This is a genomic window from Marinobacter shunpengi (assembly GCF_045449715.1).
In the GTDB taxonomy this organism is placed as follows: Bacteria; Pseudomonadota; Gammaproteobacteria; order Pseudomonadales; family Oleiphilaceae; genus Marinobacter.
Window position 1 is genome coordinate 290,449 of the sequence record NZ_JBJJLA010000017.1, and the last position, 26,656, is coordinate 317,104.

The 26,656-nt window shown below is 57.6% G+C and carries 25 protein-coding genes; 20 read left to right on the plus strand and 5 right to left on the minus strand.

The window, feature by feature from the left end:
* Positions 1–158 precede the first annotated feature (158 nt).
* The 3 genes from ACJO3T_RS11920 to ACJO3T_RS11930 all read right to left on the minus strand — a co-directional run bounded on the left by ACJO3T_RS11920 (position 159) and on the right by ACJO3T_RS11930 (position 3,397).
* Positions 159–2,504: a YecA family protein gene (locus ACJO3T_RS11920; protein ID WP_406978577.1), complete on the minus strand. Its 2,346-nt coding sequence runs from the start codon at positions 2,502–2,504 to the stop codon at positions 159–161.
* A 124-nt stretch (positions 2,505–2,628) separates the two neighbouring features.
* The gene (locus tag ACJO3T_RS11925) at positions 2,629–2,784 is read right to left on the minus strand and encodes a type II toxin-antitoxin system Phd/YefM family antitoxin (protein ID WP_406978578.1); all 156 of its coding nucleotides are present in this window, start codon (positions 2,782–2,784) and stop codon (positions 2,629–2,631) included.
* A 187-nt stretch (positions 2,785–2,971) separates the two neighbouring features.
* Positions 2,972–3,397: a hypothetical protein gene (locus tag ACJO3T_RS11930; protein ID WP_406978579.1), complete on the minus strand. Its 426-nt coding sequence runs from the start codon at positions 3,395–3,397 to the stop codon at positions 2,972–2,974.
* Between the two features lie 1,009 nt (positions 3,398–4,406).
* Here ACJO3T_RS11930 and ACJO3T_RS11935 point away from each other — a divergent pair.
* Positions 4,407–4,694 (plus strand): hypothetical protein, encoded by a 288-nt coding sequence (locus ACJO3T_RS11935; RefSeq protein WP_406978580.1) that lies wholly within the window; start codon positions 4,407–4,409, stop codon positions 4,692–4,694.
* Positions 4,695–4,834: 140 nt separating this feature from the next.
* On the opposite strand, the gene ACJO3T_RS11940 is transcribed toward ACJO3T_RS11935, so the two are convergent.
* Together ACJO3T_RS11940 and ACJO3T_RS11945 are read right to left on the minus strand one after the other, a co-directional pair.
* Positions 4,835–5,125, minus strand: a complete 291-nt coding sequence (locus ACJO3T_RS11940) for an antitoxin Xre/MbcA/ParS toxin-binding domain-containing protein (protein WP_406978581.1) — start codon at positions 5,123–5,125, stop codon at positions 4,835–4,837.
* Positions 5,112–5,495 carry a hypothetical protein gene (locus tag ACJO3T_RS11945; protein ID WP_406978582.1) on the minus strand — a complete coding sequence of 128 codons (384 nt, stop codon included), beginning with the start codon at positions 5,493–5,495 and terminating at the stop codon, positions 5,112–5,114. Before ACJO3T_RS11945 ends, ACJO3T_RS11940 begins: the two co-directional genes overlap by 14 nt.
* A gap of 758 nt (positions 5,496–6,253) precedes the next feature.
* Between ACJO3T_RS11945 and ACJO3T_RS11950 the strand changes: the two genes are divergently transcribed.
* The 19 genes from ACJO3T_RS11950 to ACJO3T_RS12040 all read left to right on the plus strand — a co-directional run bounded on the left by ACJO3T_RS11950 (position 6,254) and on the right by ACJO3T_RS12040 (position 26,656).
* The gene (locus ACJO3T_RS11950) at positions 6,254–7,984 is read left to right on the plus strand and encodes an ATP-dependent nuclease (protein ID WP_406978583.1); all 1,731 of its coding nucleotides are present in this window, start codon (positions 6,254–6,256) and stop codon (positions 7,982–7,984) included.
* Positions 7,971–9,389, plus strand: coding sequence for a UvrD-helicase domain-containing protein (locus ACJO3T_RS11955; RefSeq protein WP_406978584.1), 1,419 nt, complete (start codon positions 7,971–7,973; stop codon positions 9,387–9,389). The genes ACJO3T_RS11950 and ACJO3T_RS11955 overlap by 14 nt, the downstream gene beginning before the upstream one ends.
* Before the next feature lie 514 nt (positions 9,390–9,903).
* Entirely contained in the window at positions 9,904–10,809 is a 906-nt protein-coding gene (locus ACJO3T_RS11960) for a biogenesis protein MshI (protein WP_406978585.1), read from the plus strand.
* On the plus strand, positions 10,806–11,408 hold the full coding sequence (locus ACJO3T_RS11965; protein ID WP_406963836.1) for a PilN domain-containing protein: 603 nt from the start codon (positions 10,806–10,808) through the stop codon (positions 11,406–11,408). The genes ACJO3T_RS11960 and ACJO3T_RS11965 overlap by 4 nt, the downstream gene beginning before the upstream one ends.
* Positions 11,405–12,079 (plus strand): type II secretion system protein GspM, encoded by a 675-nt coding sequence (locus ACJO3T_RS11970; RefSeq protein ID WP_406978586.1) that lies wholly within the window; start codon positions 11,405–11,407, stop codon positions 12,077–12,079. Before ACJO3T_RS11965 ends, ACJO3T_RS11970 begins: the two co-directional genes overlap by 4 nt.
* Position 12,080: 1 nt before the next feature.
* The gene (locus tag ACJO3T_RS11975) at positions 12,081–12,398 is read left to right on the plus strand and encodes a hypothetical protein (protein ID WP_406978587.1); all 318 of its coding nucleotides are present in this window, start codon (positions 12,081–12,083) and stop codon (positions 12,396–12,398) included.
* A 16-nt stretch (positions 12,399–12,414) separates the two neighbouring features.
* Complete coding sequence (gene mshL / locus ACJO3T_RS11980; protein ID WP_406978588.1) at positions 12,415–14,112, plus strand: pilus (MSHA type) biogenesis protein MshL; 1,698 nt, start codon at positions 12,415–12,417, stop codon at positions 14,110–14,112.
* A gap of 1 nt (position 14,113) precedes the next feature.
* On the plus strand, positions 14,114–14,953 hold the full coding sequence (locus ACJO3T_RS11985) for an ExeA family protein (RefSeq protein ID WP_406978589.1): 840 nt from the start codon (positions 14,114–14,116) through the stop codon (positions 14,951–14,953).
* Positions 14,950–16,179, plus strand: a complete 1,230-nt coding sequence (locus ACJO3T_RS11990) for a tetratricopeptide repeat protein (protein WP_406978590.1) — start codon at positions 14,950–14,952, stop codon at positions 16,177–16,179. Before ACJO3T_RS11985 ends, ACJO3T_RS11990 begins: the two co-directional genes overlap by 4 nt.
* 1 nt (position 16,180) lies before the next feature.
* Positions 16,181–17,968, plus strand: a complete 1,788-nt coding sequence (locus tag ACJO3T_RS11995) for a GspE/PulE family protein (RefSeq protein WP_406963842.1) — start codon at positions 16,181–16,183, stop codon at positions 17,966–17,968.
* A complete protein-coding gene (locus ACJO3T_RS12000; protein WP_406963843.1) occupies positions 17,968–19,197 on the plus strand; it encodes a type II secretion system F family protein in 1,230 nt (409 codons plus the stop codon). Before ACJO3T_RS11995 ends, ACJO3T_RS12000 begins: the two co-directional genes overlap by 1 nt.
* 27 nt (positions 19,198–19,224) lie before the next feature.
* Positions 19,225–19,737 (plus strand): hypothetical protein, encoded by a 513-nt coding sequence (locus ACJO3T_RS12005; RefSeq protein WP_406963844.1) that lies wholly within the window; start codon positions 19,225–19,227, stop codon positions 19,735–19,737.
* 61 nt (positions 19,738–19,798) lie between these two features.
* Positions 19,799–20,305 carry a prepilin-type N-terminal cleavage/methylation domain-containing protein gene (locus ACJO3T_RS12010; RefSeq protein WP_406978591.1) on the plus strand — a complete coding sequence of 169 codons (507 nt, stop codon included), beginning with the start codon at positions 19,799–19,801 and terminating at the stop codon, positions 20,303–20,305.
* Positions 20,306–20,353: 48 nt separating this feature from the next.
* Entirely contained in the window at positions 20,354–20,851 is a 498-nt protein-coding gene (locus tag ACJO3T_RS12015; RefSeq protein WP_406978592.1) for a type II secretion system protein, read from the plus strand.
* Positions 20,852–20,928: 77 nt separating this feature from the next.
* A complete protein-coding gene (locus tag ACJO3T_RS12020; RefSeq protein ID WP_406978593.1) occupies positions 20,929–21,417 on the plus strand; it encodes a pilus assembly FimT family protein in 489 nt (162 codons plus the stop codon).
* Complete coding sequence (locus ACJO3T_RS12025) at positions 21,414–21,869, plus strand: type IV pilus modification PilV family protein (protein ID WP_406978594.1); 456 nt, start codon at positions 21,414–21,416, stop codon at positions 21,867–21,869. Before ACJO3T_RS12020 ends, ACJO3T_RS12025 begins: the two co-directional genes overlap by 4 nt.
* On the plus strand, positions 21,869–22,549 hold the full coding sequence (locus ACJO3T_RS12030; RefSeq protein WP_406978595.1) for a PulJ/GspJ family protein: 681 nt from the start codon (positions 21,869–21,871) through the stop codon (positions 22,547–22,549). The genes ACJO3T_RS12025 and ACJO3T_RS12030 overlap by 1 nt, the downstream gene beginning before the upstream one ends.
* On the plus strand, positions 22,539–23,009 hold the full coding sequence (locus ACJO3T_RS12035) for a pilus assembly PilX family protein (protein ID WP_406978596.1): 471 nt from the start codon (positions 22,539–22,541) through the stop codon (positions 23,007–23,009). The genes ACJO3T_RS12030 and ACJO3T_RS12035 overlap by 11 nt, the downstream gene beginning before the upstream one ends.
* Positions 23,006–26,656 (plus strand): DUF6701 domain-containing protein, encoded by a 3,651-nt coding sequence (locus ACJO3T_RS12040; protein ID WP_406978597.1) that lies wholly within the window; start codon positions 23,006–23,008, stop codon positions 26,654–26,656. The genes ACJO3T_RS12035 and ACJO3T_RS12040 overlap by 4 nt, the downstream gene beginning before the upstream one ends.

Sequence of the window (26,656 nt, forward strand, 5' to 3'; positions counted from 1 at the left end):
TTCCGCCCGGCGAGGGTTGGGGTTTGGGACATAGCCCCATGGGGGATTGAGTCGACTCTATTTAATTCAATTGCTCCATAGTAACGTCCATGTTTTAGTTAGTTATTCTAGTTTGGGCCGCAGCTGTCACCAAGGCAGGCAATGTAGTTGGATGAGGCTCAGCGACCGTGGCACTTTTTATACTTCAAACCGCTGCCGCAGGGACATCGCTCATTTCGGCCTACTTTCCCTCTGAACTGCGCTTGGGGCAGTTGATTCCTCGGGGATGCAGTTACCCTACTCATTCGTTGGCCTATTCGCTCCGCAGCCGCAAAAATATGGGCATTGTCAGTGGTCTGTTTTGAAGGTGGGTCTATCTCAAAGAAGTGGGCCTTCTCATAGCAATTTGCGTTACCCACCTCCACATATATTCCAACAGCGGCTGATGCTTGCACGTAAAGAGCTGATGCGGCTGCCTGATCTTTTATTTTCTGCCAGTCGGGAGCTTTGCTTGAATTTTGCATCCAGATAAATAACATCTGATCAAGGTCAGTAAATGCAAAATAGCGTTCGGGGCGCTCGCCCAAGCTATCGCCTACCTCCGCAAGGCGCATTGCGAGATCCTTGCGCCCTTGTTCTCCATAGTCGCGTATGAGGCTGTCCGCCTTGAGCCAGCCAGGCTTGTGAGTGCTATTAAGCGCCTCAAGCAACTTTGCTAATTCATGTGGGAAATCCTGTGTCGGTATTGGCTTGGTTCCCCAGCTGTCGCCTTCGAAATATTTATCGATAACATCGCTCATACCATCCCAGACAACGAATCCTGCCTCACCCTCTCTGAGCTGCTCGCGAATATCCTGGTCGAATCGGTTTCGGCTGATGTACGCTCCAAGGTGATCAAACTCATCAAACAGGTGCGCCCGCTTCATTCCAGCCATGGCCTGCCGAACTTCCATATAGTGAGCGAAAGCTCCCGCTGAGGGTAAGATGCGTTTCAGGACTAACAGATCATCAATAGACATCGATATGAAGCCGTGTTTTTGGAGAAGCGGCGCGATCTCAGGCAAATCCTTGCAATAGGCTGAAAAAGGCGAGAATGATTCCACGGTAAGGCCTATTGGCACCATAACCCGGTAGTCTGAGCGACTGACCTGGCCAATTTTCTGGTAGGCACCATTAGCTAGCTCGAAGAGCGGTACCTGATCGGCCGAATTCAAATAATTGAAAAATCGCTCACACTGCTTGTAGGCTTTTAATATCAGGTCCCTAATTGATTGGGCGTGACGTTTAAAATCTAGGGCAGGTGAAGCTATGGTGGCAGCTGCTCCCGCTTTAGCTTCGACTAGGTAGAGAACATCATCAATGAGAATCAGAGTATCGTTCTCCACCCACTGATTGGTAACAGGATCTTTGTAATACACCTCTTTATAGACAGTCGCGCCAGCAAGCTGATCGGCCAAGATATCCGGGAAAGCCCCTTCGCTCATTATCTTTTGACGTTCTTTAAATAGCGCTTTGTAATCTGGCTTTCGCTCTAGGAGATTGAAGAGCAAAGCGCGATATCCAGAATCTCTGATAAAGCATGGGTCGACGGCAAAGTATTCCGATCCCAATTTAAGTAAGGGTTTTTTACGGGCTGGAAGAGTTCTGTATGGCGTCCCTGAAAAGTCGCCTTTGGCAAAAAAATCTTCCTCTTCTCCCCTCTCATAGGCCAAATCTGCCAAAAGTTCCGCCGGTAGATTCGCATGGCGACTGACATTTGCGATACCACCCCGTAGCATATCCTCCATCGCGAAGCGTGCGGCCTCCGCTTCTTCTCCATTTTCGGCGACCCAATCCTCCATTACCTCCTCGATGGATTTTCCTTTAGCGGAAGCATATTGCATTGCGGCTTCGTGCTGTTTCCTCATCACCAGCATGGCGTCTGCTTGCCCCGTACGCGTAGCATCTGCAATCTCTTGAAAGCCCTTCGCAATCTCAGTAGCCCCGACACCATAGGCCTCGGTTAAGGCATCGTCGTGAGCAGCAAGAACGTAGCGATAGAACTCGTTCTCTAGAACCTGATAACGATTCCCTCGGAGAACAACCCACGACGACTTCGCTCGAACCTCCAATTCCGCAGTGTTGGGCCCAAACTCTTGATTCTCTGTGTCCACGGAGGAAGTTATCGCAAACATCATAGATTGCTCTCTCAACTCGCGGCTCAGTTCGTACAGGTCAGCGCACCGCGCCTCATCAAATTGAACAGCACCAGGAGCCTCATCCGACGCCAGAACAGCGTGCACATACTCAAGTAAAAACTGGGACTCGTTTATCTCCTTCTTCAGACTGTCTGGATGATTTCCCTCGATACCTTGATCGTCTTTGTCTCCAACTGCCATTAAGCGCTGGGCATAGATATATCCTAGGAGCTCTTCAGCTGGCATACCCCTGATTATGGCTCGTATCTCGGCGGCAATCTCCTCCATCTCTTTCAATGCGGAGGTTGCTGTTTCCTTTCTGTTTTTGTCCGGACTTAGTGGCATCATCAACTATCTCGTTTGGACAGATTTCCCCGAGTTTGGACTTCCCTCGCTAACGCTCATTGTCACGGAAGCATCGGATTGCCAAAGCTGCGCTTTCATTTGCCGAGGGCAGCGATGCCCGCAGGTCTTATCGATCATGAAATATCACAGATTGGGGCAAATCTTCGGTCAGGCGGGCAATGGGCTTGCCACAGCGAGTGATGACAAATTCTTCTCCAGAAGCCAATGCATCGAGCAGCCTGTGCAGGTTCTGCCGAACTTTAGGTGCACTTAAAGTCTGCATTTCACTCTCCTACCTCCCATAGGGCATGGCCGCTCTTCGACAAGGATTGTAGCCTCTGAAGATGACTCAGGCCGACTATCGCCGGAAAAGCGAATGGATCTGGAGGTTGTCTTACTGCCCCTTCCCGCCAGGTACAAATTACCCAACCTGCTTTAGCAAAGCAGAAAACTGACTGGTACTAATCACCTCAGGAGAGACCCGACTGCATCGTAAGCAGCGCTCCGACCCCCACTTTAAGTCCCTCGATCGAAATCACCTTTCCGCCTTCACTGAATGCGCCTTTGATTCTCTCTACCAACGACAGCCTTCCGCCATCGACAGAGCCTGGTACCGAGCGCAGAACGGCTAGACCGGACATGCTGAGCTGCATCCCATGGAAACTTTGACCATAAGAAGCGCCATCAAAGCGAATGAAGTTCTCCTTGGAGAGCCAAAATGCCGTCTCCACGAAGATAGTCATCCAATGTGAGATTTCTTCTGGAGTGAGGGCGTCCAACTCCTGATCCAGTGGCAAATCAGTGAACTCAACATTGATTTTTACTGGGAAGTGATCGTAAAGGTGAAGAAGAAGGGCTCCGCAAATCTTGTCGAAGATCTCTATCTGTTCAGGCATCCTGGAATTTACCCCTTAAGATGGTTCACGCTGGCTAGCCCCGGGAAAGCGAAGATCTGGAAGTTTTGTTTCTAAATCCTCACGTTTTCGACGAAACATGAAAGGTTTCTTTATTCTGGCTTGAATTGGCAGTCGGACCCTAATATTGACTAGCATTGTTCAGGAATGTAGATCCATTATTCGTGTAGTTCAGCCCTTTCTTTGAGCCCCAGAGCGACCGGAATAAGAGAAGCAAGACCCACGTGAATTCTAAAAGCCAAACTGCACCTGGCTCACTGAAACTTGGAAGTGGATTGTCCGGGTTCTAACCAACTCATTGTTTCTCTCCATAGTCTTTCATGAAATCTTCTGAAATGTAAACGTCCCTGTTTCAGTTGCACTGCTGAGTAGAGTTTTCCGCCCGTTGGTGTTTCGCCAGGTAATCCCATGGCGTCAGATCTTCCAGTGAATCGTGGGGATTACCAATGGTTGAGTTAGCACACAGTTCCGGGTATTGATGACGTGAACTTTGATAGGCTCCCTCAGCGAAATGACCATGGGGAAAGTCAGATAGGTGCAGCGATCTCTCCTGCGATTCACCGCTTGGAGGACGCTCCCTTCTTTGGGATGCTGATCACTATTCGTCTGTAAAAATCACCACAAGCATGGTGTAAGCAGCATCGGCCCAAGCGGGAGTGTGCGGATGTTTCATGTGGGTGGTATAAAAATACTATAAAATACAGCTGGATAGACTGATTCCAAGAGGCAAGCGCTTTCGGTGCGGATTACAGTCAAGTGCACTATGGTGTGAGTGGCATCTTGTCAATCAGCAGGTTTGAGGCAGTGGAGTGCAGGTTTATGCAGATTGTAGGATTGGTTTCGGCCGCTTCGCTGCTGCTCAGATATAATCGTAGAAATTCACCATGCAGTATAAGCCGGTGGTGAGTTTTCTCGGTATTTAGCTATAGGACGACCACTACCTGCCCCTCGTTTGGGGAGCAACCATCAAGTTGATGCAGGGAGATAAAAAATGAGTACCAAGGCATCTATTGCGGCTGGAGAGAGGTTTCATCTTTACAACGAAGAGCTTCTGTCAGCGGAGCCTCGCTCAGTGTTCCTTGCGCTCGAGAAACCCGCTTCTTACGAGGTTTCAAAGGAGACTTTCAAAGACCAGATCATCGATAGCCTGACCGTTGAAATCCCCTCCGAAGTGCTGGATGAAATTGCAATCAAATGGATTAAGCACCGGAAGCTCCAAGGCGCTGTTGGTGGCCCGGTTGGGTTGGAGTGGGGAAGCCCAGATTGTCCCGACGATTAGAGCAGTGAGTGCGATTCTTACGTAGGCGCAAAGCTAAAGCTCTTCGTGAGCTTTTGCTCAGCAGCAGGAATCCGAGGTTGCTGTCCGGTTTGTCGACTGAATTACGTGCGTTTGAATCAGTTAAACGTATGCAGCACGGTTTATCGGGAAAAGAACTCGAGATAGTGTATGACCTCGCGAAAGCCCTCAATTGTGCTTAAGCGATCGATTGGTCTGCCGTTAAATGCTTCGTTATCAGTTTTCAGCCAATGAGCAAGATTGTCTGGATCGTTCCCAATTAGCGCGATCATTCGATTCTGGAGCGCTTCAAAGAGAATTCTAACGTCCTTCTCGGAATAGCTCAACAACAGGGTCTGCCCGGGTAACTCGTCTTCCGAGATACCTAACTGCGCGGTTATGTCAGAAATAACAATGTTTCTACCACTGTCCATGTTTCATCCGCTCCAGGCTTTCGAAAACTCTCTTGAGAGCGTCGACCTCACCAGTCATTACGAAATCCACCGGCCTGCGGCCGTCGTAGGGAGGGTTGTGATTGACAGCCGTCATAAAGCCGCATCGATTCTCCGGATTCTGGAAGAGCTCTTTCAGTGACGCGTGGATGTTCAGGAGATAGGAAACTTTCGCCAACTGGTCATCGGTCAATGCTTCAAGCGCATCAAACGAGTCCAACTCACCCGGTTCGATGCTTAAAATGCGTTCTTGGTCGGACTCTCCGATCCCCCAGACCTTCATGATTCGCTGCGAGGTCGTCAGGCCTATGCGACGTTGCTGAAGTGCCTTGTATCTCGATTTACGGTTCATCGCTGCGGGGAGGCCTCTTATTAAAGCACTTCATTTTTTATGAGGTCACAGTGCCACAAAATTGATAAGTAGGACACCTCGATAAAAAGGCGCTCGGCTCAGCTCGGACCGGTCTGGCGACGTGTATTTAGACCCAGCCCCCTCCGTTTTCTCTTCACCCAGCTCAAACGAATGCGACGATCCCTCCCATGGACCAACGCAAATTCCACCTACCAAAATTGTTGCCGATGCGGATGAGGCTAGGACCACTGATCGATACCGTATGACCTGGAAGCAGTTGAGCCTTCCCGAAGGAACTGAGACATTTGAACGGAGGGCAAGCCTATTTCATATCGGCGCACGTTGCGGCCACTTTTACCCCGCTGTTGGCCTAGCATACGAGTGGCAACTGTCGAGGCTATTTGCAAAACGGAGTGCAAAGTTTGCGATTTAATGCCCTTACCGGTTAATTTGGCCGTCCAGCACTGGATGCTCTCATAGCTTTGAAAAAACGTTGGACTCGAACTGATCATCCTCAGAACGGATAACCAAGGGAAACCTGTTCCGGTAAGAGCGGCCAATCAATCTCTGATCAGGAAAGAAAAGAATTCGTCCCCGAGAAGAGAAGGTTATCGAATGAAACTATCGATCAATCTTGGTGGAGAATAGCATTTCCTTCAACGGACGCAGGCGAAACAGATGATCGCCAAAACCGCCAAGCACTTCTACCCAAAGCGCCTGATAAATGTCACGGACAATGACCAGCGGAGCATCAACCTATGGCAAGAATCCGAAGAATTGAAATCTTCAACTTCCGCGGTATAGGGCAGCTGGTGTGGTGTCCGGGGCCTGGTATCAACTGCCTTATCGGCCCGGGTGACAGTGGCAAAACCACGGTGCTGGACGCGATCGACCTGTGTTTAGGCGTCAGACGAAACGTCCAGTTCTCGGATGCTGATTTTTCCCATTTTAACGTTAAAGCCCCTATCAGCATCACGCTGACGCTCGGCGACCTCGACAATTCGATGACAACGCTCGAGGGTTTTGGCACCTTCCTGCGTGGATTCGACCCCACCACCGGCATTGTTGAAGACGAGCCCACCACTGGCACTGAAGTCGTGCTCTGCCTCAATCTGACCGTTGACAGTGATTTGGAGCCTTCTTGGTCCCTCATCTCTGACCGCGCCGCACAGCAAGGCGTCGTCAAGTGGCTTACCAGGAAGGATAGCGCTGCGCTGGCACCGACACGTATCGGCACTTTCGCGGAGTATAACCTGGGGTGGAAACGTGGTTCCGTCTTAAACCGAATCTCAGAGGAAAGAGCCGACGCTTCAGCTGCTCTGGTCCAAGCTGCCAGGGATGCACGTAATGCCTTTGGAGATCAAGCCGAACATCAGTTGGGGGAGGCACTGGGAATCGTAAATACCACTGCGGAGGAGCTGGGCGTCCAAATTGGCGGCAGGGCCAGGGCACTGCTCGATTCGCAGTCGGTATCGTTTGGCGGGGGTACGGTGTCCCTCCACAATGAAAACGGTATCCCGCTACGCAACCTGGGGACTGGCTCCACACGTCTACTCGTCGCAGGTCTGCAGCGCAAGGCAGCCGAACAGGCATCGATCGTGCTTTCGGACGAGCTCGAGTACGGTCTTGAGCCGCACCGCATCGCCCGCTTTCTTGGCTCACTTGGCGCCAAAGAAGCCGATCCGCTGCAGGTGTTTCTTACCACTCATTCGCCCGTGGCGCTGAGAGAGCTGTCGGGCCACCAGCTCTTTGTTCTGCGCCGTGGCGAAGACAGCCACGAGGTACGGCAAGTCGGCACGGAGAATGGAATCCAGAGCACCATCCGTCTCTATCCCGAGGCCTTCTTAGCTGGATCGGTGATCGTGTGCGAAGGAGCCAGCGAGATCGGCCTACTGCGAGGCTTGGACCTATACAAGCTCGAACAAGGGAATGCGTCCTTGGCGGCTTTAGGAGTCACCCTCGTCGACTGCGGAGGTGGGGATGCGGACCGTCCATATGCCCGCGCTTCGGCCTTCCAGCAGTTGGGTTATCGTGTGATGGTCCTGCGGGATGACGACAAGCAACCTACCCCTGCCGTCCAGCGGTCGTTCATGGTTCAAGGTGGGGCTGTTGTTGCCTATCGCGAAGGCCGGGCGCTGGAGGATGAGCTATTCAGCAGCCTTTCGCCAGCGGCTTGCCAGGCCCTGATCACGAATGCGTACGAACTGCACGGTGACCTGATTCATGAACACCTTCGCACCGTGTCCAATAACGCGGTGACCTTTGACGCTGTCTGGGAAGAAATCGACCAAACTGGTGCCTTGTCAGCTGAAACTAGGGCCGTGCTCGGCCGGGCTGCCCGCATTCGTAAAGCTGGTTGGTTTAAGTCCATCTCCTGGATGGAGGAGGTGGCTAGGACCATCGTCGGGCCGGACCTGGGGCTATGTGACCCCGGTTTCCGGGAGCTTATGGACAACGTATTCAGATGGGCTGCGTATGGACCGCGCTGAGATAGATCTACTTGCGGTCACCCGCGGTACCGTAACCGCGCCAGCCGGCTGTGGAAAAACGCAGTTGATCGCCCAGGCTCTGGTCGCTCATCGCGATCGAAAGCCCATCCTCGTGCTAACACACACGAATGCCGGAGTGGCAGCCCTGCGAGGTCGGCTTTCTCAAGCAGGGGTGCCGGCTAATGCCTATCGATTGAGCACGATCGATGGCTGGGCTTTGCGGCTCATCTCAAGCTTTCCCGGTCGGAGCGCTCACGATCCGGAGATTCTACGATTGGCGTCACCGTCGCGAGATTATCCCTTGATTCGGGAAGCCGCCGGGAGGCTGTTGCAGGCCGGGCACGTCAGCGAGGTCCTGAAGGCCTCATACGCACATCTCATCGTCGATGAGTACCAAGACTGCTCGGTGCCTCAACACAACATCGTTTGCTTCCTTTCGTTGATCTTGCCCACCTGCGTGCTGGGCGACCCAATGCAGGCCATATTCGGGTTTCGGGGCAATGCGTTGGCAGACTGGAGCCAGCAAGTGTGCACGCATTTTCCCATTGTCGGCGAACTAAGTACGCCTTGGCGATGGCGTAATGTGGGGGCTGAAGCATTAGGAGAGTGGCTGTTGGAGGCCCGTCGGTTACTGGCATCCAGGCAGTCGGTCGATCTGCGCACCGCGCCACCAGAGTATGTAACCTGGTTTCCGGCCGTTCCCCCCAACGACCACCAACAACGCTTGGCTGCAGCCAGAATTGCCCCACCGGCCGCGGACGGACGAGTTCTGATCATCGCTGACAGCCGGAGTCGGGACGCGCAACGTAAATTCGCGAGCCAGACACCTGGGGCGTCCACCGTAGAAGCTGTAGATCTGCAAGATCTCATTGCCTTTTGCACCAGCTTCGACGTTAGTTCGCCGCTCGCTCTTGGGCAGGTCCTGAACTTCGCACAGAGTGTCATGACTAATGTCGGCGTCACCCAGCTGAAACAGCGCTTAGAGTCTCTGAGAAGAGGTACGGCACGAAATCCACCGAACGACGCCGAACGTCGAGCCTTGGAGTTCGAACGTGCACCTTCGATCGCTGCCGCAGCAGTGCTCTTGTCTGAACTGCACGGGCTCCCGGGCGTTCGCGTGTATCGCCCCTCCATCCTTTATGGGGTGCTCAGAGCGCTCAGAGAAGCTTCTGCGGGGAACACCCCGCTAGTGGAAGCTGGTCTACGGGTACGTGAGGAAAATAGGTTGCTGGGGCGCCCTTTGCCCAAACGAGCCGTCGGTAGCACGCTGTTACTCAAAGGATTGGAGGCCGAAACGGTAGTACTGTTGAACACCGAGGGCATGAACGCTCAGCACTTATATGTGGCTATGACCCGAGGTTCAATGAGACTGGTGGTGTGTAGCGCTAACCCAATCTTGGGGTAGGTAAGAGACAAACTGAGTGCTCGTACTTCAAGGCCGGACTCTTTTGCATGAAAAGTAGTGGCATTTTAAATAGAAAGCTTATTTGTAGTGGTTGAATGGCAGATGTAGGTATTCCCAAGATTATAGATTGCCTCGTTTGATTGCTTTCTGTAACGTTTTCGCACGAGCAGAGCCTCAAATCGGGCTAAACGTAACGAAAATCGTTACGAAACCAGATCGGAGAATTTCGGTATGTCCCTGGGTGGCTTGCATGTGGAGGTTCGCAAACCCACCCACCCACCATGAACGTGGGCATTTTGTGTCATACTCCCCTTCTGAAGATAACGGATATCGAGCCAAACAAATGGCGCGTTAATAAATGTGTGTATAAAGCCTCCATATATGGGGGCTTTTTTGTTACGGAAGTGCAAAAGCCTGTCAAATAATGCTGAATGTCATATTTCCATATGCGGTTCTTTAACTAGAATGTTAGCCATAAAAGACATATTCCAATTAGTGACCAAGCAGGGTATGCGTGTCTCTGGCTGATCGATTCAAGAAACTTTTCAGTTCCTCTTCCAGTCGTCCACGGCTCTCCCTGGAGATCCGGCCGGATGGTATTGCCTGGGCCGGCGGTTCGCAGTCCGGATTTGTCGAGTGTACGCCGGCAAAGCGGTTGGCAGCCCTGCGGGGGATTGTTTCGTCTGGTCGCCATGGGGGGGCGGAAACCACCATTATCCTGCCCCTGGACCAGTACCAGGTATTCCAGCTTGACCGTCCGGAAGGCATCGAGGATGAGGAGTTGGGTGATGCGCTGAAGTGGAAGCTCAAGGATTTCCTGGACTTCAGTCCATCGGACGCTGTCTGCGATGTCTTCCCCTTTCCGCGGGATGCGGCCCGTGGTCGCGGTGACCTGGTCAATGTGGTGGCGGTGCGCCGGACCCTGATCACGGAACTGGTTTCCCTGGCCCTGGAGGCCGATCTGGATCTGCAGCGGATCGATATCGCCGAGCTGGCCCTGCGTCGCCTGGTCAGCCGTCTGGACGACTCCGGTCGCGGGGCGGCACTGGTGCACCTGAGGGACCGGTATGGTCATATGGTGATCTGCCAGGGCGACACCCTCTATCTTTCCCGGCGCCTGGATGTGACCTCCGATGAACTGCGGGACGTATCCAGTCAGGAGGCTGCAGTCCAGTCCCTGGCACTGGAAATGCAGCGTTCGCTGGACTACTACGAAAGCCAACTGGGCCAGGTGCCGCCGCCGGTGATCAACCTGGTGGCCCGGGACAGCATGCTGCCCCTGACCTCCATGCTCGGTTCCTACCTGGCCGCCAGTGCGTGCAACCTGGACTGGGCGGCGCTGGGCCTGGAAGAGGAACTGGACAGCCGATGCCTGGTGGCCTGGAGTGCCGGTCTCAGTCTGCCGGAGGGAGACGCATGATCCAGCAGGTCAACCTGTACAAGCCGGATTTCCGCCCCCGCCGACAATGGATGACCGCCACCAATGTGGCCTTGCTGGCGGTGGTTCTGCTGGCGCTGGTATTGCTGGCGGGTGGCTGGTCCCACCAGCGGGCTAGCGGGCTGGCGCAGGCCCTGGAAGCGGAGCGATCCGGTAATGAACAGATACAGCAGGCCATTGAGCGCCTGACATCGGAAATCCAGGGCCGTCAACCGGACTCGCAACTGGAACGGGCGGTGGAGCGGGTGACCGACACCCTGTCCCGGCGTCAGCAGTTGCTGGAGCGGGTCGAGCGCCTGGCCGACAATCGCTCCGACGGGTTCGCCGCACCCATGGCCGCGCTTGCCCGGCAGGTGCCCCAGGAGCTCTGGCTCACCGGCCTGCAACTGCGCCAGAACCATGTCACGCTGGAAGGTCGGACCCGTGCCGGCACCCTGGTGCCAGTCTATCTGGAGCGTCTCGGGGAAGAGCCGGCCTTCACCGGACAGGTCTTTGGCCGGTTCGAACTGGCCCGTTCCGAAGACCACCCCTGGATTGAATTCCGGGTGTCCACCCCTCGCGACGAGGAGGGCTCCCGATGAGTGATGCCCGTAACCCCTGGCATCAGGTGTCCACCTGGTATGACGAGCGACCGGTGCGCGAGCGGGCGCTGATCCTGCTGACCGTCGCGGTGCTGATCCTGCTGGCCGGCTGGCAGTTCTGGATTGGCCCATCACTGGAACGGGCCGGGCGTCACCAGGCGCAACTGAACGATGTTCGCTTCGAACGCCACCAGCTACTGGCCACCCAGGCGGAGCTGGAGCAGCAACTGGCCCGGGATCCGTCGGCACTGTTGCGGCAGACGTTGCAGGCCCGGCAGCGTCGCCTGGAACAGATCGACCAGCAGATCACCGACACCACCGGGCAGCTTATCCCGCCCCGGGACATGGTCATCATGCTGCAGGACATGCTGTCCACCGAGAAGGGACTGTCTCTGGACGGTGTCGAGTTGCTGGCCCCGAAGCCGGTTGTTGCACAGGAGTCACCCGAGTCGGGGGGAGCTCAACCAGAGACACTGCTGTACGCCCATGAGGTCGATATCCTGGTGTCCGGTGGCTACCTTGAGACACTGAGGTACCTGGAACGGCTGGAGGCGATGGACGAGCGCCTGGGCTGGGTCATGGTGGAGTATGACGCGTCCGAGTGGCCCAGTGGCTCTGCCCGCATCCGGGTGCGGACCCTGAGTCTGGAACCTGCGTGGCTGGGGGTGTGATGTGGGACGTTTGCTGATTGTGATCGTACTGATGACTGCGCCTTTGGCCGCCATGGCGTTGCAGGATCCGACCCGGCCACCCGGACAACAGGTGCCTCCACCACCGGCGGCGGAACCGCGGCAGTTTGCACTGGCCTCGATACTATACGGGCCGGAGCGCAGGGTGGCGGTGATTAACGGTGTGCCAAGAAGAGAAGGTGAAACGTTCGATGGGGTTCGCGTGCGGCGTATCTATCCCGGTCGGGTGGAGCTGGTGGTGCAGGGCCAGGTGCGTGAAGTGCGCCTGGCGTCACCACCGGCAATCCGGACTTCCAAGTAACCGACAGCGAGTGGCTATGACACTGACAAGACACGGTACCCTGGCAATACTGGCGTTGACATTGACGGCCTGTGCCAGCAATCCGCTGATGCGAACCGGGCAGGCGACGTCCACGGAATCCGCCCGTGCCATCGACGAGACCCTGGAAGAGGCGGAACAGCAGGTCCGGGAAGAGGAAGAAAAAGCCCGTCAGGCCGAAACACCGGCCATGCCGGAAGACGTTGGTGCCGCGCTGTTGCCGCCGTTGGAGCAAGCGCAGGAGACGGAGCAGCGGTTTGACGTCAACGCCCGTGATGTGGAGGCCAGGAGCTTTTTCCAGGCGCTGGTGGAAGGCACCGGCTACAACGTGGTGGTGCACCCTGGGGTCAGTGCCTCCATCGACCTGCGGTTGACGGATGTGACCGTGCCTGAAGTCATGGACATCGCCGGGGACGTCTATGCCCTGTCGATCCAACGCAAGGGCCGCCTGTTCCAGGTGGATACGGATCGGGTACAGACCCGGCTGTTTCCCATCAACTACCTGAGCGTCAAACGCAGCGGTGGTTCCGAGACCCGGGTCAGTTCCGGTCAGGTCAGTAGTGCCCGCAGCAATGACGATTTTGACGGCGGCGGCAACCGGGCGGAACGCAACGCCGGCAGCTCCCGTAATCTGGTTGGTACCCGAATTTCCACGGAAACCGAATCGGATTTCTGGAGTGACCTGAAGGAGTCGCTGACCATGATTGTCGGCTCGGCCGATAACCATCAGGTGATCACCAATCCCGGCGCCGGCCTGGTGATGGTACGGGCCAATGGTGAGACCCTGCGTCAGGTCCGGGACTACCTGGAGCGCACCGAGCTGATCATGCAGCGCCAGGTGGTACTGGAGGCCAAGGTGCTTGAGGTGGCCCTCAATGAAGGTTACCAACAGGGTATCAACTGGTCTGACGTGCAGAGCTCCGCCGGTCGGCAGGATTATTTTACCGCCCAGTCACTGGGTGGCCAGAGCATTCGTCCGTCGGATATCGGTGGGCTGTTTTCAGCCACTATCCGGGCCGGCGATTTCAGCGGCCTGATCCAGTTACTGGGTGAACAGGGCAATGTGCAGACCCTGTCCAGCCCGCGCATCGCTACGGTGAACAACCAGAAGGCGGTGATCAAGGTGGGGACCGATGAGTTCTTCGTCACCGATATCGATTTCGACGAGAACGATTCCGTGACGGCCACTGACCGGGTCACTACCTCGGTGGAACTGACACCGTTCTTTTCGGGTATCTCCCTGGATGTGACGCCCCAGATTTCCGAAGACGATTCCGTCACCCTGCATGTGCACCCCTCGGTGAGTGAGGTCAATGACCAGAACAAGGTCATCACCATTGGCGACCAGGACGTGACGCTGCCCCTGGCGCTGAGCACCGTGCGCGAGACCGACAGTGTTATCCGCGCGGAAAGCGGCCAGATTGTGGTGATCGGCGGCCTGATCCAGAACATCAGCGAGGACGACAACGCCGCCGTGCCATTCTTCAGCGAGATTCCGTTTCTGGGTGAGGCCTTCCGCCAGCGTAACTTCCAGTCCCGCAAGAGTGAGCTGGTGATCCTGATCCGCCCGATCGTGGTCGGTGCCGACACCATGAGCGCCGATATCTCCGCCAGCCGCGAGCGAATGCAGGTTCTGCAGGAGCTGTTGCAGTCGTCCGAATCGCCGAAGCCCGAACCGGAGGGCGGGCCGCGCTGATATGTACGAAACCCACTTCGGACTGCAGGAAGCACCGTTCGCATTGACGCCCAACACCCGCTACTTCCTGCGGGCACCCAGCCATGGTGATGCGCTGGAGCTGCTGGTGGTGGCCCTGCGCCAGCGCGAGGGTTTCATCAAGATCACTGGTGAGGTGGGCACCGGCAAGACCCTATTGTGCCGGCTGTTGCTGAACGAGCTTGAGGGTGAAGCCAGTACCGCCTATATCCCCAACCCGCACCTGGCGCCCGAGGCCCTTTACGAGGCCGTGGCCGAGGAGCTGGGTGCCCGGATCCAGCCCGGAGCCAACACCCACCAGGTGCTGAAGTCCCTGAATGAACGCCTGATTGCGCTGGCCGTTGATCAGACGCCGGCGGTGCTGGTCATCGACGAGGCTCAGGCCATGCCCGAAGCCACCATTGAGGCCCTGAGGCTGCTGACCAATCTGGAGACCGAGAGTACCCGTCTCCTGCAGGTGGTTCTGTTCGGCCAACCCGAACTGGACGTGTTGCTTAGCCGGGACAGCCTGAGGCAGCTCAAGCAGCGCATTACCTTCCACTACCGCCTGGAACCGCTGGACCGGGAGTCGGTGGCCCAGTATCTGCGCCATCGCCTTGCCCTGGCCGGTTACAACGGTGCCGAAGTGTTCCGCCCCGGCGCCCTGAAAGTGATCACCCGCGCCTCCGGCGGCATTCCCCGGCTGGTCAACGTGCTGGCCCACAAGGCCATGCTCGCCGCCTGGGGAAGGGGGGACCGGCAGGTGGAGCGCGGACACGTCCTCAGTGCCGTCAGGGATACCGAAAGCGCCCGTCAACCGGGCCTGCTGGCGAGGTGGATATGAGTCTGCTGAACGATGCCCTCAAAGCCGCCGAGCAGCGCCAGGCAAAGCCGGCGCCGTCCGCCTATATTGGCCAGGCGAACGGTACCCAGCCCCGTCGCTCCTGGGCCCGTAGTATCCTCGGTGGTATCGGTTTGACGGTAATCGTGGGCCTGGTTGGTTATGCCGGCTGGCAGTTTGCGACGGTCCCCAACATTCCTTCCGCCGGGGAAGCCAGGGGCGCGTCCCTGGATCAGGCTGTGCCGGCGGGAACGGCGTCCATATCACCGGTACAACCACCGTCGGAATCGGCAGCGGCCACGCCGGACGCGTCCGGTCAACCGGACCGGGCAACCGGTGGGACAGCGGTCATGGTTTCGGGTCTGGAGGAGGATATCGGTGCGCCGGTAGCGTGGGAGCCGAAGCCACTGGTTCCGGTCGCTGATCGGGAAGACCGGTCCACGGAATCCATGGAGGATTCCGCGGCGGAGCCAAAAACCGCCGGGAAGCAGGAACCGGATGTCGAGCCGGCGACGGAACAGGCACCAGCAAAAGAGGCGGTTGCCCGAACCCCCGAAGTCACCGCCAGCGGGCCACGGGAGCCTGTGGTCAGCCAGGCAGCGAATGAGATGAGCTCAGAACCGGTAACGGCAAGCGCGGACATCAAGCAGACCCGGCAGACACCGGCACAGCGGGACCTGTCCGCCAGCAAGGAGATCAGGGCCCTGGTGGCCGGAGGGGACCTGAATGCCGCCGAATCCATCCTTGCCAATATCACCGACACGCAGGTCGCGCCCCAAAGCCGCTATGCGTTTGCCCGGAGTGTGCTGGCCCGTGGCGATACCCAGCGGGCGCTGTCCTGGGTGCCGGAAGACCTGGCGGCCCGGAATCCTACCCTCAGGCTGATCCGGGCCCGGGCGATACTGGCCGATGGCGACCTGGACCAGGCCGTGACGACCCTGCAATCCGGCGTGCCGTCGGTAGCGGACAATGTGGAATACCGGGTAACCCTGGCCACCCTGTTGCAGCAGCAGGGCCAAAGCAACCAGGCCGCCAATCACTGGGCGGAGCTGATCGCCTGGGATAACAGCCGGGCCCCCTGGTGGGTGGGCCTGGCTATTGCGCTGGAGGGGCGCGGTGACGTCCCCGCCGCCCGCCGTGCGTACCGACAGGCTGTCGCCCTGCCGGGGTTGGCGCCATCGCTGGCGGATTACGTGCGTCAGCGTCTTCAGACATTGGGAGCCGGATAGCATGGCCGAGCCGAGACGCAAGATCCGGATTGGTGACCTGCTGGTCCAGAACGAGGTCATCACCGACCAGCAACTCCAGACCGCCCTGAAGGAACAGAAGAGCACCGGGCGCAAGCTGGGGCGTACGCTGATCGACCTGGGCTACGTGGACGAGGACAGCCTGCTCAATATCCTGTCCCGCCAGTTGGAGGTGCCTTTCGTCCAACTGCGTAACTACCAGTTCGACCAGAGCCTGGTAAAAAGACTGCCGGAAGCCCAGGCGCGGCGGTTCCGCTCCATTGTGCTGGCGGAGCAGGGGGGTGAGCTGCTGGTGGGCATGGCCGATCCGCTGGATATCTTTGCCTACGACGAGCTGGTGCGGGTGCTGCGCCAGCCGGTCAAGCAGGCGGTGGTGCGGGAGAGCGAACTGCTTAACACCCTGGACCTGGTCTATCGGCGCACCGAGGAAATCGCCTCCCTGGCTGAGGAACTGGAAGACGAGCTGGGTGACGACGCTTTCGACCTGGCGGACCTGTCGGCGGAATCCGAGAGCGAGGAAGCCCCGGTCGTCAAGCTGCTCAAGACCCTGTTTGAGGACGCCGTGCAGGCCCGCAGTTCCGATATCCATATCGAGCCTGACGAAACCGTGGTCCGCATCCGCCAGCGGGTGGACGGTGTCCTGCAGGAACAGGTGATGAAGGAGAAGCGGGTCAATGCCGCCCTCGTCCTGCGCCTCAAGCTGATGGCCGGCCTCAACATCTCCGAGAAGCGGCTGCCCCAGGATGGCCGCTTCAACGTTCGGGTGAAGGGGCGGAGTATCGATGTGCGGGTGTCCACCATGCCGGTGCAGTACGGCGAGTCGGTGGTCATGCGTCTGCTGGACCAGAGCAGTGGCATCCTGGACCTGAACGCCACCGGTATGCCGGAACACCTCCTGACCAACTTTCGCCGCATGATCCACAAGCCCCATGGCATGATCCTGGTGACAGGCCCCACCGGTAGCGGTAAGACCACCACGCTGTATGGCGCATTGACTGAACTGAACCGCCCGGAAGTAAAGATCATCACCGCCGAGGATCCGGTGGAGTACCGTCTGCCCAGGATTACCCAGGTACAGGTGAACCCCCGTATTGGCCTTGAGTTTGCCAATGTGTTGCGCTCCGCCCTGCGCCAGGACCCGGACGTGATCCTTGTGGGCGAGATGCGGGACCACGAGACCGTGGAAATCGGTCTGCGGGCGGCCATGACCGGTCACCTGGTCCTGTCCACCCTGCACACCAACGACTCCATCTCCAGTGCCATGCGCCTGATCGACATGGGGGCCAAGCCGTTCCTGGTTGCCAGCTCGCTGCTTGGGGTGGTGGCCCAGCGACTGGTGCGCAAGGTCTGTGACAACTGCCGCGAACCCTACCAACCCACGGACCAGGAGCGGGTCTGGCTGGATACGTTCGACCTGGACCCGCTGGACCTGGAGGCGGGTTTTGTCCATGGCCGTGGCTGCTACCAGTGCAGTAACACCGGCTACAAGGGCCGTATCGGTGTCTACGAGATGCTGGAGATGAACGAAGCCATGCTGGATGCCTTGCGCCGACAGGACGTATCCGGGTTTACCCGGGCCGCCAGGGCAAGCCGGTTGTACCGCCCGCTGGGGCTGTGTGCCATGGACTACGCACTGCGCGGTATCACCAGCCTGGCCGAGGTGGCCCGGGTGGCGGCCACCTCCGAAGCCGACGTCTCTCTGGAGGATAGTGATGTCATCGTGGCTGAAAAGGCGGTACAGGATGCCGTCGATAAGACGGAGGGGCAGTGATGCTGTTTCGTTACCGGGGCAAGGACAGTTCCGGCTCTGTGCAGCAGGGCAGCCTGACGGCACCAACCCCGGATGCCGCCGCTGGCGAGCTGATGCGCCGTGGTATTACGCCCCTGGCCATTGAAGAACAGCAGGAGAGCACCTCCCTGTCGGAGCATCTGGAGCGGATCCCCCTGTTCCGCCGCCGCATCACCCTGGACGAGTTGATAGTGTTCTGCCGCCAGATGCATGCCCTGACCCGTGCCGGCATTCCCCTGATCCGTACCATGCGCGGACTGGCGGAAACCACCCGTTCGCCGGTGCTGTCGGAGACCCTGGATGACGTCACTGATCGGCTGGAAGGCGGCGCCAACATGGCCACGGCCATGCAGGCCCACCCGTCGGTCTTTTCCGACCTGTTCATCGCCATGATCCATGTGGGTGAGAACACCGGGATGCTGGACGATGCCTTCAAGCGGCTGTCCAACATCCTCGAACTGGAGCGGGACACCAGACGCCGGCTCAAGCAGGCCATGCGTTACCCGATGTTTGTTGTGGTGGCGCTGTTGGCCGCCCTGATGGTGGTGAACTTCCTGGTGATTCCCAAATTCGCAGCCGTGTTCAACAAGCTGGGGGCGGACCTGCCGTTCCTGACCCAGGTGCTTGTGGGCACCTCCAATTTCCTGATCGGCTACTGGTATGTCCTGCTGTTTGTCGTCGCTGTCATCGGGCTGCTGGTAAGGCAATGGAAGCAGACCGAACAGGGCCGGCTGACCTGGGACCGGTACAAACTCAAGCTTCCCATTATCGGGCCGCTGTTGGAACTGATCACCCTGAGCCGCTTTTCCCGGAACTTCGCCACGATGCTGGCAGCGGGTATGCCCGTTACCCATGCCCTGACGGTGGTGTCGGACGCCACCGACAATGCCTGGATCGCTACCCATATCCGGGACATGAGACAGGGCATTGAACGGGGGGAGAGTCTGCTTCGTACCGCCCGTAACAGTGGCATGTTCACCCCGCTGATCCTGCAGATGATTGCCGTGGGGGAGGAGACCGGTGCCGTGGACGAGATGCTGAACAACGTGGCGGATTTCTACGATGAGGATGTGGATTTCGGACTCAAGCGTCTGGCGGAATCCATCGAGCCCATATTGATTGTCGCCATGGGGGTGCTGGTCCTGATCCTGGCCCTGGGGGTGTTCCTGCCCATCTGGGACCTGGGGGCGGCCGCCATGGGGCGGGGGTAGCCACAGTTGGGTGCCGAGGGCCGGGTCATGGCCGACAACCGCCGCCGCTTCCGGTGGCTGGTGGCACTAACGGTGCTGGGCGTGGCGGTCTGGTTCTTGCTCGACGCCCTGGAAGAAACCACGGCAAGGGCAGAGCGGCAATCGGTCAGACTGATGCTGAACCAGATGCGTAGCGCCCTGGTGGTCAGGGGCGCAGAGGCCGCGCTGGTCAGGGACGAGACCCTGGCATCGCTGGAGGGGCTGAATCCGCTGTCCCTGTTGCAGCAGGACAAGGACGAGCCGTGGCCCCAGCAACGCTGTACGGCATTGGCACCGGATGACAGGGGGTGGTGCTTCGACACTGAACGTCGCTGGCTCGTCTACCAGCCGGCACAGTCACTGGTGGTGGAGGGGCGGCGCAGGGAGCCAGGGGGGCGATTTATCTGGCAGGTCCGGCTGGATTACGCCGGAACTGCAAAAAACGGTAAAAACACGGGAAAACGGGTCATTGGTCTCAAGCTGGTAGAGATTGACAGCGATCAGGTAAGCGAAACTGACTAGAACGCACTAAAGTGCATGCATGAGACAATTATTGAAATGTCGCAACAAAGAGGGCCGACAGATGAGCTTTAAAAAACAGGAGAGGGGTTTCACCCTTATAGAGCTGGTGGTGGTTATCGCCATTCTGGCGATCCTGGCGGCATTTGCCTTGCCGAGATTTACATCGCTTTCTGAGCAGGCCCATGCATCCAGTATTCAGGGGACGGCGGGGGCCCTGAGTGCGGGGGTTGCCTTGGTCAAAGCGCAGTGGGTCGCCAATGGAACAACGACTGCCACTACGGATGTGGTTGGCTTCGGTGATGACGATGTCGACGTCAGTGATGACGGTTGGCCCATCAGTGCGGGATCTGACGCCAACAGCACAACGATGACCAACGACCGGTGTGTGGAAGTGTGGAATGCGCTTTTACAATCGAATGCGCCGACAGTAAGCACGGGTACGGATACCGATTATTCAGCGTCAGCGGGAACCACCATTTGTACCTACACGTACCAGCTTGACGGCGAGGGCAGCACCATTACTTACAACGCCGACAACGGCGAAATCGTCACAACGATTAGTCCATAACCAAAAACTGAAAACTTAGATCAGTCACTGAAAAACCGGAGTAATACCATGACAGCTATTAATGCAATCGCCTCTAAGAAAGAAAAAGGCTTCACCCTGATCGAACTGGTCATGGTGATTGTGATTCTGGGCATCCTCGCGGCCTTTGCTTTGCCGCGGTTTGCGGATTTGGGTGGGGATGCGGAACGAGCCACCGTAGAAGGAGCCCGGGGTAGCGTAAAGTCTGCCATGGGGATTGTTCGTTCTAAGGCGCTCGCAACGGATGACACCGGAAGCACTGGATCGGTTGAATTGGAGGGCACCACCGTAAATCTTGTAAACGGTTATCTGGCTGCAAGCTCAGTGGAAGATGCTGCTCAGTTGGAGGATTTCGTCGTAACAGTGGATGCCACCGCCGACCCGTCGACAGCCTTCATTACTACAGCCGATGAAAGTGGGAAACCATGCTTCAACTTTACAGAATCTGATGGAAGCAATAGTCCCTCCACGGTCAGTGAACTGGGAACAATGGATGGTTCGTCAACATGCAACGTACCGACGCCATAACGAAATCACCACCGGTTCATTGGCTTTGTGGAAGTCCAGGCTGGGTGAAAAAGTGAAGTAAAGGCGAGGGTAGGGTGATGGAGCTTCAGCGTGTCCCGGATATGGAAGGCTTCACGCTGGTAGAACTGGTCATGGTCATTATCCTGATTGGTGTTCTGTCAGCGCTGGGAATAGGCCTATTCGCCCGAAGCTCCTCGTTCTCCCCCTTGCTGGCCACCCAGCAACTGGAATCTGCCACGCTGCTTGCCCAGCAGGCAGCGCTGGCGGGTAATCCCAACCCGAAACTGGCCATTTCCGTGTCGGGGGACTCTCTCGATCTGTCCGCCGCGGGTTCTGAATCCTCTATTGAACATTATGGCGCGGAGGTGAACTATCGATTGATTTCCGACGATGGTTCTGCATCCTCCTGGGGCAGTGCTGACGGACTGGAGATTCCCTTCGACCAGCTTGGAAATCTCAGCGGACCTATAGCCGGTCAATCTGTTGAGCTCCAGATCTCGGGCGAGAGCAACTTCCTGGTATGCCTGAACGCTCTTGGTGCACTCTACCGGGGGAAATGCCCATGAGCCGCCTTCCACGTATCAGGCTTTTCCAGCAGGGGGCCACACTGGTGGAGCTGGTGATGACTATCGTTATTATCAGTGTCGCCATCGGAGGCGTTGTTGGAGCCTTCTCTCTCATTGCTGGCCGTAGCGCGGATCCTCTCAATCAGACACGGGCGGTTGCCCTGGCCCAGCTCTACTACGATGAGGTGGCGGCCCGTTATTACGATGAACAGACTCCGCTTGGAGGAGGTGCCGTCTCAGGGGATGACGTGGATTGCAATACCATCCCTGGTGGGAACCTGAACCCGGATGACAATGGCTACCCGGGGTTCGAGGTTTCCGTCAATATCAGCTGCGCCGGAAACGATACCGGCATAGGCGTAGACGCAGAGCTTGCCAAACGCGTTGATATCACTGTTACAGCCCCATCTGGCACAAGATACGTTTTTAGTGCCTACCGGGGGAATTTCTGATGGTCCGTTCCCGTGGCTTCACCCTGATCGAGTTGGTCATGGTTATTATCCTGCTGGGCATCGTAGCCACTATCTCCGTCCAGTTTGTCGCCCTGTCGATGAGGGGAGCCCTCGATGTCAGCGAGCGCCAGAAACGGGCCCTCAAAGGCGTGGTGGTTTCCGAGCGCCTGACTCGCGAACTCAGGGGAGCTGTACCCGGTTCCGTCAACGTCAATAGCTCCGGCAACTGCATCAGTTTCCTGCCCGCGGTGGCCGGGGGAATATACAAACCGAAAGAGTCGGGAGCAGGCTACGAGCCAGTTAACGAAGTCAGTGGCCTGACGGCTGTCATTGCCTCCCCCTCCGGAGGTGTCAACCCGATCGATGATGTCACTGATCCATCCATGACGTCTCCGGAATCAAGGCTCTATTACGTTGAAGCCCCGGTCCGGTTTTCCTGGTCAGGAGGCAGGCTCTACCGGCAAACGTTGAGTGATCTTGGTGATGGATGTTCAACCGTCGACAGTGGTGAACAGGTCCTGGTCACAAGTATAGGCCCATCGGAGACTGGCCGTTTTTTCGAATCAGAGACTCCGACTATCCGAAACAATAGCCTTATCCATTTCAGTTTTGTGATTGACCCTGATTCCGGAGAGCCGCTTTCTTTCTCCCAAACCCTGCAGGTCAGAAATGTTCCCTGATGCCAAGACTGTCAGTAAGTTTGTGGTAAGCCAGCGGGGAGCAGGGCTACCCATCGCCCTGTTTATCATTACCGTGCTGTCTCTGATTGTGTTGACCATGGCCGATTTGCAGGATAGCGGCAGCCGGTCCGTAAGCCTGCAAATTCAGTCCCAGCGCGCTTTTTTTGCTGCGGAAAGTGGAGCACAGCTGACTCTCGCCAGGATTCTTCCGAACACCGAAAATGCCGGCGAGGTGTGGAGTCAGGTGCAGGTTAAAAACATAAACAGTAGTCCTCCAATCGAGTTTGGTGTCGCCGGCCTTTCTGACTGTCGGGCGGATATTCAGGTGGAATCTGAGGAAGTTAGTAGTGAGGATGGGGCGACAACATCTGTGGTATGGGTTCGGGTCAGTAGCACCGGTATCTGTGGTGACGACGGGCCTGACCGCGCTAAGCGAACGGTTGAGGTGCTGGTCAGATGACGGCTTATCGTGTCGAGGAATCGCCGGTTGCGGTGGTCCGTGTCTTCCTGGTGTTGTTGCTGGCTGTTGCCTGCTTCCCTGGTAGGGCATGGGCCCAGGATCCCGCCGCCCACTGGCAGATGGACGAATCCGGGTGGACCGGCACCAGTGGCGAGGTGATCGACAGCAGCGGAAATGGTAATAACGGCACGGCCCGTACGGCGGGTGGCAGTAACTCCCTGCCTGATACTGAAGACGCCAAGGTTTGCCGTGGGGGGCGCTTCCGGGGGCAGGGTTTCGTCGAGGATGGTGTATACACCGATGCCCAGCACTATGTGGATGTTCCCGATGCCCCGGAGCTTTCACCGCAGCTCGGCGATCGGGATATGACGATCAGTGGCTGGGTGAAGCTGAACTCGACCAGTGGCACTCAGACACTGGTACACAAGGGCGAAGGCGGTGCGTCACAGGAATATAACGTGACCGTGGATAATGGCACATTGCAGTTGACCCTGTGGAATCGATATGGGGGAGGGGAGACCGTTTCGCTTGATAGTGAACCCATGGCGGCCAACCGCTGGTATTTTTTCGAGGCACAGGTACGCCCGATATACTCGGTTTCCGGCAGTGCCCGGGTTGCCCTGAGAGATGCGAATGGCAATCTTCTTGATGAAGAAGACGAAGCCATGTATTACCTGTTCGACGATGACTATCACACTGCCAAGCCGCTCGATGGCCGGTTGGTTCTTGGTGGTGTCCGCTATGGCTCTGGCTCACCGGTTAATTTCCTTGACGGCACACTGGACGAGGTGCGGATTCACGACGACTGGTTGGACGAGGATGAGCTCCGTGACCTGGCCCTTGACACTCGGGACTGCGACAGCCCTGAGCCCCTGATTTGCATGAACGACGAGTTCAGTACTGGCAGCCTGTCCGAAGACTGGGCTACCTCGGTGTCCCGGGGCTCTTTCACGCCCCAGGTCGTCAATGGACGCCTGCGCATGACCCAGAACGTAGGAGATCAGGCGACGGCTGCAAGCTACCAGGGACTGTTCCCTGGTGCAGACAATCTCATTCAGGTTGAGTTTGATTACTACGCCTATGGTGGCTCAGGTGCCGATGGGCTGGCGGTGGTGTTTTCCGATGCTGCTGTCACCCCACAGGCGGGGGGCTATGGTGGTTCCCTCGGCTATGCGCAGGAGCCTGATGGCAGTGGCGGGTTTGCCGGAGGCTGGCTGGGTGTCGGCCTGGATGAGTACGGCAATTTTTCCCACGACAGCGAAGGCCGGGTGGGTGGCAACAATGACCGGACCCAGGACTCGGTTGCCCTGCGTGGCGCCGCGCCGGACTATGCCTACATTGCAGACTCGGGAGAGTTGTCCCCCGGTATTGATTCCAACAATGACAGTAATCCGTACCGCTATCGGATAACGATTGATTCCAGGGGCGGACAGGTACCGGTGATAACCGTCGAGAGGAATGGTCGGGGCACTGGCAACCGGTTCCAGACGGTGGTCCAGGAAACACTCAGCAGCCAGCCCGACATTCCGGAGAATCTCCTGCTGTCGCTGACAGCGTCCACGGGCGGATCAACCAACATCCACGAACTGGACAACCTTCAGATCTGCGCTGAAAAAACGGGTGAGGTGCAGGCGCGTGTGGATCACTTCGAGATTGAGCACAGCGGTACTGCACTGACCTGCCGTCCGGAAGAGATTGTCATCCGTGCCTGTAAGAATGATGACTGCAGTGAGACCTTTCCCGATCCGGTCGAGGTGACCCTGGCACCCTCCGGCTGGTTGGGTGGTGATACGTTCACCATCACGGATGGTGTCGCCACCCGCTCGCTGGCAATTACCACCCCGGGAACGGTGACACTGGGCGTGCCTGAATCGGACCCGGGGACTGTTGCCTTCTCGCAGACCCTGTGTGATGACGGTAGCGGCGTTCTGGCGGCCGACCAATGTGATCTCATCTTCGTCGACTCGGGTTTCGATATATCGATACCCGATCATATTGCCGATACCGAGGTCCCTGCACGTATCGCCGCCGTTCGCAAGGACGACACGTCCGAAAAGTGTGTGCCCGGCTTTGATAACGAAACCAAGCCGGTAGCGCTCTGGTCCACCTATGTGAATCCATCCTCAGGCACCAGGAGCCTGTTTCTCGAGGGCAATCCAATGCCCTCATCGGCGGGAGCGACAACATCGCTGAGTTTTGATGGAGACGGCGTTGCCACCGTCGACATACGCTACCCCGATGTCGGTCGTGTCCGTCTTAACGCCCGGTATGACGGCTCTGGAGAGGACGCCGGTCTGATCATGGTGGGGGATGGGGCGTTTGTGGCCAGACCGGATCATTTTGAGTTGGATATTCCTGGCAATCCAGGAGCGACAGCGGTACAGGATGACAATGTGTTCGTTGCCGCAGGCGAGGAGTTTGAGGTTGGTGTGTCTGCCATCAACGCCAGTGGTAATGTCACGCCGAATTTCGGCCGGGAAACACCTACTGAATCCGTGTCCGTTGATGCGTCTCTGGTCGCGCCAAGCGGTGGCAGTGCGCCCCCCTTGACCGGAGCGTTTGGCCCGTTCGGGGAAGGTTGCAGCGGGGCTTCAGCCCCTGGCGGAACGGCCTGCGGTTGGTTTGAGTGGCCGGAGGTTGGCATCATCCGTATGACGCCGACGCTGTCCAGCGCCAGCTATCTCGGCTCCGACGATGTGACAGGGAACGCCATCAGTCACGTTGGGCGTTTCATTCCGGCCCGGTTCGGTGTAACCGTTGCGGAACATGGGGAAGTTGAATCTTATTGCGCGGTCTCCACGGCCTTTGCCTACACCGGTCAGGCCCTCAGTTGGCGGTCTGGTACGGAGCCACTGCTGATACTGGAAGCGTTGAACGCCAACGGTGGCCTGACGCAGAATTACACGATAGGCAGCTTCCAGCGGCTGTCTATCGGCGGTGTGTCCAGGACTCCCGGTGATACCGACCTGTCGGCAGTGGATGCCCTCGGAGATCTGTTCCCGGTCACTGCCAACCTGGATACGCCAACCCTGCCGGTCGTAGGGCCGGGGCGGCTGGAATACCGATTCTCGTCATCTGATGAGATAACCTATGACAAAACACCACAAACCCGTGTGGCTCCCTTTACGCCTGACTACCGCATCGAGTTGACCCGGCTGGAAGACGCCGACAACGTATCATCGCCCCAGTTGCCCATTGCCATTGAGCCGGATTTCGATTTTGAGATGAGGTACGGCAGGTTGCAGCTGGAAAACGTCTATGGTCCCGAAACGTCAGACCTTGTGATGCCCTTCCGGGTGGACTATTACACCGAAGAGGGCTTTGTGCAGAACACGTCGGACAGTTGCTGGGCGTACAGTACCGACGATGTCGTCCTGGACCAATCCGGATTGAGCGGAGGCAGTACATCGGTAATAGCCGCGTCTGACACCTTAGTGGCGGGAGCTCCGGCAACTGGCAGTGAGATAGTCCTGACGGCCCCTGGCGAAGGGAACCGGGGGGACGTCCGGGTGACCTTTCCCGTGCCGATATGGCTAACCGGGGACTACGATGACGATGGTGTGCTTGAGGATCCCTCCGGTCTAGCCACCTTCGGCGTCTACCGAGGCAGCGACCGCATCATCTACTGGCGCGAAGTCGAGAACTAG

What these genes read in the sequence shown, in the direction of transcription:
- ACJO3T_RS11920 (WP_406978577.1), bottom strand. Translation starts at nt 2,504, where the DNA reads ATGATGCCACTAAGTCCGGACAAAAACAGAAAGGAAACAGCAACCTCC.
- ACJO3T_RS11925 (WP_406978578.1), bottom strand. Translation starts at nt 2,784, where the DNA reads ATGCAGACTTTAAGTGCACCTAAAGTTCGGCAGAACCTGCACAGGCTG.
- ACJO3T_RS11930 (WP_406978579.1), bottom strand. Translation starts at nt 3,397, where the DNA reads ATGCCTGAACAGATAGAGATCTTCGACAAGATTTGCGGAGCCCTTCTT.
- ACJO3T_RS11935 (WP_406978580.1), top strand. Translation starts at nt 4,407, where the DNA reads ATGAGTACCAAGGCATCTATTGCGGCTGGAGAGAGGTTTCATCTTTAC.
- ACJO3T_RS11940 (WP_406978581.1), bottom strand. Translation starts at nt 5,125, where the DNA reads ATGGACAGTGGTAGAAACATTGTTATTTCTGACATAACCGCGCAGTTA.
- ACJO3T_RS11945 (WP_406978582.1), bottom strand. Translation starts at nt 5,495, where the DNA reads ATGAACCGTAAATCGAGATACAAGGCACTTCAGCAACGTCGCATAGGC.
- ACJO3T_RS11950 (WP_406978583.1), top strand. Translation starts at nt 6,254, where the DNA reads ATGGCAAGAATCCGAAGAATTGAAATCTTCAACTTCCGCGGTATAGGG.
- ACJO3T_RS11955 (WP_406978584.1), top strand. Translation starts at nt 7,971, where the DNA reads ATGGACCGCGCTGAGATAGATCTACTTGCGGTCACCCGCGGTACCGTA.
- ACJO3T_RS11965 (WP_406963836.1), top strand. Translation starts at nt 10,806, where the DNA reads ATGATCCAGCAGGTCAACCTGTACAAGCCGGATTTCCGCCCCCGCCGA.
- ACJO3T_RS11970 (WP_406978586.1), top strand. Translation starts at nt 11,405, where the DNA reads ATGAGTGATGCCCGTAACCCCTGGCATCAGGTGTCCACCTGGTATGAC.
- mshL (WP_406978588.1), top strand. Translation starts at nt 12,415, where the DNA reads ATGACACTGACAAGACACGGTACCCTGGCAATACTGGCGTTGACATTG.
- ACJO3T_RS11985 (WP_406978589.1), top strand. Translation starts at nt 14,114, where the DNA reads ATGTACGAAACCCACTTCGGACTGCAGGAAGCACCGTTCGCATTGACG.
- ACJO3T_RS11990 (WP_406978590.1), top strand. Translation starts at nt 14,950, where the DNA reads ATGAGTCTGCTGAACGATGCCCTCAAAGCCGCCGAGCAGCGCCAGGCA.
- ACJO3T_RS11995 (WP_406963842.1), top strand. Translation starts at nt 16,181, where the DNA reads ATGGCCGAGCCGAGACGCAAGATCCGGATTGGTGACCTGCTGGTCCAG.
- ACJO3T_RS12000 (WP_406963843.1), top strand. Translation starts at nt 17,968, where the DNA reads ATGCTGTTTCGTTACCGGGGCAAGGACAGTTCCGGCTCTGTGCAGCAG.
- ACJO3T_RS12005 (WP_406963844.1), top strand. Translation starts at nt 19,225, where the DNA reads ATGGCCGACAACCGCCGCCGCTTCCGGTGGCTGGTGGCACTAACGGTG.
- ACJO3T_RS12010 (WP_406978591.1), top strand. Translation starts at nt 19,799, where the DNA reads ATGAGCTTTAAAAAACAGGAGAGGGGTTTCACCCTTATAGAGCTGGTG.
- ACJO3T_RS12015 (WP_406978592.1), top strand. Translation starts at nt 20,354, where the DNA reads ATGACAGCTATTAATGCAATCGCCTCTAAGAAAGAAAAAGGCTTCACC.
- ACJO3T_RS12020 (WP_406978593.1), top strand. Translation starts at nt 20,929, where the DNA reads ATGGAGCTTCAGCGTGTCCCGGATATGGAAGGCTTCACGCTGGTAGAA.
- ACJO3T_RS12025 (WP_406978594.1), top strand. Translation starts at nt 21,414, where the DNA reads ATGAGCCGCCTTCCACGTATCAGGCTTTTCCAGCAGGGGGCCACACTG.
- ACJO3T_RS12030 (WP_406978595.1), top strand. Translation starts at nt 21,869, where the DNA reads ATGGTCCGTTCCCGTGGCTTCACCCTGATCGAGTTGGTCATGGTTATT.
- ACJO3T_RS12035 (WP_406978596.1), top strand. Translation starts at nt 22,539, where the DNA reads ATGTTCCCTGATGCCAAGACTGTCAGTAAGTTTGTGGTAAGCCAGCGG.
- ACJO3T_RS12040 (WP_406978597.1), top strand. Translation starts at nt 23,006, where the DNA reads ATGACGGCTTATCGTGTCGAGGAATCGCCGGTTGCGGTGGTCCGTGTC.